The sequence below is a fragment of the Streptomyces sp. NPDC002690 genome (genome assembly GCF_053592415.1).
On the sequence record NZ_JBSFVR010000547.1, the window covers coordinates 1 to 3419 of the forward strand.

General features: G+C 68.9%; 5 protein-coding genes. 2 read left to right on the forward strand and 3 right to left on the reverse strand.

The features are described from left to right. Window positions 1-159: 159 nt before the first annotated feature. The 3 genes from ACWD3D_RS34940 to mca all read right to left on the reverse strand — a co-directional run bounded on the left by ACWD3D_RS34940 (window position 160) and on the right by mca (window position 2054). Window positions 160-741 carry a hypothetical protein gene (locus ACWD3D_RS34940; RefSeq protein WP_451464707.1) on the reverse strand — a complete coding sequence of 194 codons (582 nt, stop codon included), beginning with the start codon at window positions 739-741 and terminating at the stop codon, window positions 160-162. A gap of 187 nt (window positions 742-928) precedes the next feature. Further along, on the reverse strand, window positions 929-1171 hold the full coding sequence (locus ACWD3D_RS34945; protein ID WP_451464708.1) for a hypothetical protein: 243 nt from the start codon (window positions 1169-1171) through the stop codon (window positions 929-931). A gap of 1 nt (window position 1172) precedes the next feature. After that, window positions 1173-2054, reverse strand: coding sequence for a mycothiol conjugate amidase Mca (gene mca, locus ACWD3D_RS34950; RefSeq protein WP_451464709.1), 882 nt, complete (start codon window positions 2052-2054; stop codon window positions 1173-1175). Window positions 2055-2151: 97 nt separating this feature from the next. Here mca and ACWD3D_RS34955 point away from each other — a divergent pair, with 97 nt between their 5' ends. Continuing rightward, window positions 2152-2565, forward strand: a complete 414-nt coding sequence (locus tag ACWD3D_RS34955; RefSeq protein ID WP_451464710.1) for a DUF4307 domain-containing protein — start codon at window positions 2152-2154, stop codon at window positions 2563-2565. Between the two features lie 198 nt (window positions 2566-2763). Then, the gene (greA, locus tag ACWD3D_RS34960) at window positions 2764-3261 is read left to right on the forward strand and encodes a transcription elongation factor GreA (RefSeq protein WP_387373862.1); all 498 of its coding nucleotides are present in this window, start codon (window positions 2764-2766) and stop codon (window positions 3259-3261) included. Window positions 3262-3419: the final 158 nt, after the last annotated feature.

Sequence of the window (3419 nt, forward strand, 5' to 3'; positions counted from 1 at the left end):
TACGACATCTCCGGCAGACGGAGGCGTGGGGCCGGGCGCCGCTGTACGGTCAGCAGGCGTCCGGCTCAGGCCGGGGCAGTTCGTCAAGGTCGAGGGTGGATCAAGGCTGCCGCGCCCTTCTCCGTCACTGCCGGCCCCGCATGCAGACGGTACGAGCGATCACGGCCTCGACGAGACGGGTACATCGACCGATTGCCGGCCGGGGCGGGCCACCGGGAGCAGTCCGGCGGTCAGGAGCAGTCCGCCGACCGGCAGCAGGTCGAGGTGGACCGAGAAGAGGAGGAAGCCCGCGAGCACGAGCAGAGGGCTCCACACCGGCAGCGCGCGCGGCTGGGCGGCCACCGGCAGGACCAGAAGAACCAGCAAGCCCAGTTGGAAGGCGAGCGGGCCCGCGAGCTTCAGCGGGTCGGGCAGGGGCGCCGCGTCGTCCAGAGCCGCGAACAGGTCGCCGAGGATCACCCGGAGGAAACAGGCGATGCCGAACAGGCTGACCGCCGTGGCCACGTTCGCGAGGTGACGCCTGCCGGGGGTGGCGGCGAGAGCGATCCGCCGAAGCCTGAACGTCACGACGCCGAAGAGTAAGAAGCCGGCGAAGAACAGGCTGTGTCCGAGGTTCCAGGCGAGCCCGGGCCCGTGTTTCCCGTCCAGCCCGTCGACGAGGCGCAGGACGCCGTACAGCACCAGCAGAAGCGGGGCGACGAGGGCGGGCGCGTTGCGTCCGTCCGTGAGTTTCGGAGTCATACGAGCAGACTCGCTGTCGGCCGGCTCCCGGTCCATCGGGGACGTCCCTGGCAGATCCGGGAAGGTTCCCCTAGGGGCGTCGGCGGGTGGCGGGGCGCGACTCCACGCCCCGCGCCGACCGTCCATGGCGCGGGGCGGGTCGAGGCACCGGCACATGGGCCCGAAGGACCGATGGCGCCCCGGGGTGCTACTCGGCGCGGGCTCCGGCGGAGGCACCGGTTCCGGCGGCCGTGGGCACCTCGGTGTCCTCCGGGGCTTCCTCGAAGTTCACCCGGCCCATGTGGCGGTTCATGGACTTCATCAGCAGCCACACTCCGACGGCGAGCGCGGCGAAGACGATGAAGCCGAGAACGCCGGGGGTCACCTTGTTCTTGTCGAGCTCGTCGGCGGCCAGCGGGACGAGATGCGTCAGTGCCTGGGTGGAGTACATATCAGGCATTGTCGCGGATGCCCGCGAAGAGATCGCTCTCGGGGAGGGAGGTATCGACGCCGGCCTTCACGAGCTCGTACTCCTCGGTCGGCCAGACCTCCTTCTGGACGTCCATCGGGACGCGGAACCAGCCGCCCTCGGGGTCGATCTGCGTGGCGTGCGCGATGAGAGCCCGGTCACGCACCTCGAAGAAGTCCGCGCAGGGGATGTGCGTGGTCAGGGTGCGTTCGGTGTGCTTCATGTCGTCCCAGCGCTTCAGCCAGTCGCCGTACGGGGACTCAAGACCGCGCGCCAGGAGGGCCTCGTGCAGGGCGAGGGTGCGGGGCTTGTTGAAGCCCTGGTTGTAGTAGAGCTTCCGCGGCTCCCAGACAGGACCGAACTCGTCCTCGGGGAAGCGCTCCTTGTCGTTCGCACCGTCGAACGCGATCATCGTGATCTTGTGGGTCATGATGTGGTCGGGGTGCGGGTAGCCGCCGTTCTCGTCGTACGTGGTGACGACCTGCGGGCGGAACGAGCGGATCTTGGCGACGAGGCGTCCCGCGGCGGTCTCCTCGTCCTCCAGTGCGAAGCAGCCCTCGGGAAGCGGCGGCAGCGGGTCGCCCTCGGGAAGGCCGGAGTCGACGAAGCCGAGCCACTCCTGCTGGACGCCGAGAATGGCGCGCGCCTCGTCCATCTCCTTCCTGCGTACCTCGTGGATGTTCTCCTCGATGTACGCGTCTCCCTGGAGCCGGGGATTGAGGATGGAGCCACGTTCGCCACCGGTGCAGGTGACGACCAGGACGTCCACCCCCTCGGACACGTACTTGGCCATGGTGGCGGCGCCCTTGCTCGACTCGTCGTCGGGGTGGGCGTGGACGGCCATCAGGCGCAGCTGCTCGGTCAAGACTCGGTCCTCAGTTATTCGTCACGATGGGCAACTCCTATAGTGACCGAACGGGGAGGTGGAAAATTCCGCGATTCCCCGCACAGGAGGAACGATCATGACGGCGCTGCGCGAGGCCACGCCCGAGGGCCGGTACGGCCGGAGCCAGGACGAGAACGCGGACCGCAAGCTCCGGGTGATCGGCGCGGTACTGGGTGCGGCGCTGATCGGCGTGATCGTCTGGATCGGTGTGGACAAGGTCGCCGGTACGGAGATCAGCGCCGAGCTGATCAAGTCCAAGATCGTCTCCGACGAGCGGGCCGAGGCCCATCTCGAAGTGCACAAGGACAAGGACTCCGGCGGCTTCTGCACGGTGCGCGCCCTGGACGCGGAGGGCGGCGAGGTCGCCCGCAAGGATTTCCGGTTCGACCAGCCCGAGGGCCGCGTCGACGAGGTCGTGGCGTTGCGGACGACGTCCCGGGCGAGTGCGGTGGAGCTGCTGGGCTGCACGGGCGGCGGCTCGGCGGGCTGAGCCCGCCCCGAACGCCTATCGAGGCGGAAGGCCGGGCGCCGCGCGCCCCCGCACTGTCCGCCACGCCTCCATCGGCACCGGGTAACCTTCTCCCCCTTTGCCCGGGAAATTGTTAGGCTCGTGGTTTCGCCCACCCGTGAGGGAACAAGCTCGGGGTAGGGCGATGCTTTGTATTCCCAGTACCGACGAGGAGCACCTGTGACCCAGACCAGCGAAAACGTCACCTGGCTCACGCAGGAGGCGTACAACCAGCTCAAGGCCGAGCTGGAGTACCTGTCTGGTCCCGCGCGCACGGAGATCTCCGTAAAGATCGCGGCGGCCCGTGAGGAGGGCGACCTCCGCGAGAACGGCGGGTACCACGCGGCCAAGGAGGAGCAGGGCAAGATGGAGCTCCGGGTGCGTCAGCTCACCCAGCTCCTGGAGCACGCGAAGGTCGGCGAGGCGCCGGCCGACGACGGCGTGGTCGAGCCCGGCATGGTCGTGACGATCGCCTTCGACGGCGACCCGGACGACACCGTGACCTTCCTCCTCGCCTCCCGTGAGTACGCGAGCACGGAGATCGAGACGTACTCGCCGCAGTCGCCGCTCGGCAGGGGCGTCAACGGCAAGCGCACGGGCGACGACGCCGAGTACGAGCTGCCCAACGGCAAGAAGGCCGCGGTGAAGATCCTCTCGGCCAAGCCCTACACCGGCTGAGCCACCCGCGACGCACCGCGACGCACCGCGACGCACGAAGCCCCGTCCGGCGGACTCCCGAGGACTGGATGGTTCCTGCCATACGTAGCGAGGGGAACCCGTACATGACCGGCTCACGTGTCGTGGCGCTCGGCCACTACCAGCCCGCGAAGGTACTG

Excerpts from the sequence above, each read along its gene's own strand:
- ACWD3D_RS34945 (WP_451464708.1), bottom strand. The coding sequence starts at position 1,171 with ATGTACTCCACCCAGGCACTGACGCATCTCGTCCCGCTGGCCGCCGAC.
- ACWD3D_RS34940 (WP_451464707.1), bottom strand. The coding sequence starts at position 741 with ATGACTCCGAAACTCACGGACGGACGCAACGCGCCCGCCCTCGTCGCC.
- ACWD3D_RS34955 (WP_451464710.1), top strand. The coding sequence starts at position 2,152 with ATGACGGCGCTGCGCGAGGCCACGCCCGAGGGCCGGTACGGCCGGAGC.